Origin of the sequence: Streptomyces olivochromogenes (genome assembly GCF_021538895.1) — a bacterium.
Taxonomy (GTDB): domain Bacteria; phylum Actinomycetota; class Actinomycetes; order Streptomycetales; family Streptomycetaceae; genus Streptomyces; species Streptomyces olivochromogenes_A.
Genome location: NZ_JADDRL010000260.1, coordinates 1 through 1,321, shown reverse-complemented (window position 1 = coordinate 1,321; position 1,321 = coordinate 1). Strand labels below are relative to the sequence as shown.

At 68.7% G+C, this 1,321-nt stretch carries 1 protein-coding gene; it reads left to right on the top strand.

Going from position 1 to position 1,321, the window contains the following annotated elements; genetic code table 11:
- Positions 1 to 1,321 (top strand): M66 family metalloprotease (locus IPZ69_RS46690; protein ID WP_235461011.1); only part of this gene is annotated, 1,321 nt, incomplete at both ends.

Here is a 1,321-nt window from a genome sequence, read left to right as displayed (position 1 = left end):
TCACAGCGACGCTGATCAGGACGGCATCGCCGACCGGTACGAACGCTACGGCGTGCGCAACCCGGACAACTCGATGGCCGTCGACCTGCCCTCCCTCCAGGCGGACCCGCTGCACAAGGACGTCTTCGTCGAACTCGACTACTCGGACGGCTCCCAGCCGTCCCACGAGGCGATCCAGGCGGTCGAGCACGCCTTCGCGGCGGCCCCGCTGTCCAACCCGGACGGCGCGGACGGCATCACGCTGCACGTCGACTCCGGCGGCCTGTACGACAAGACGGCCATGGAGGGCCCACCGGAAGGCACCTGCACCGACGGACTGGACAACGACGGCAGGGACGGTGCGGACGGTGCCGATCCGAACTGCAACGACCGCGAACTGGGCGTCGAAGACTTCAAGCCGGCCACCTGCGACAACGGCATCGACGACGACACGGACGGCAGGCCGGACGACCAAGACCCGGACTGCATCGTCGGCGACGACCTGGGGGGCGGCAATCAGATCGCGTTCCCGCTGGCCAACTGCAACCTCGACACGGAGTACCGCAACACGAAGGCGCGCAACATGCAGCTGCTGCGCCAGAAGGTGTTCAACTACGTCCTCTACACCACCAAGGACGTCGACACCGACGGCGCCGGCCCCGACACCGGGTGCGACAGCGGCGGCTACGGCGGCGGGACAGACGTCATTCTCTACCGCACCGACGCCGGTGCCCTCATGCACGAACTGGGCCACAACCTCGGGCTGCACCACGCGGGCACGGACGCGTACCCGAATTGCAAGCCCAACTACGTGAGCGTGATGAGCTACTCCATGTCCGGGGGCATCCCGCGCGCGGGCGGTGGAACGATCGTCGACTTCTCCCCGGCCCGCATCACCGCGTTCGGCCGCCCGCCCGGCCCGAACGCGCCGGGCCGCTCCACGGCGGTGCTGCCCGAACTCAAGGAGGACGACCTCCACGAGAACCGCGTGCTCGACCCGAACGACGGCGTGAACCAGTTCGTCTTCTCGGACGGCGCGGGTGCCGTGCGCACCGTTCCCCTGAACCAGAACCCGGACTGGAACGGCGACAACCCGGCGGGCTTCGGCGACGACGGCGATGCAAAGCAGATCGTCAACATCGACGCGACCGGCGAGAAAGACTGCGCGAACAACACCACCGACGAGACGCTCAAGGGCCACGACGACTGGGCCCGGGTCAAGGCCTTCATGTCGAACCGCTTCCCGGTGGCTGGCGGAGCGCCGCCCGTGAGCGAGGACCCGCCTCTTCCGACCGCGGAGGAGGACGCTCGGATCCGCGGCCTGGGCAACACCACCGACCTG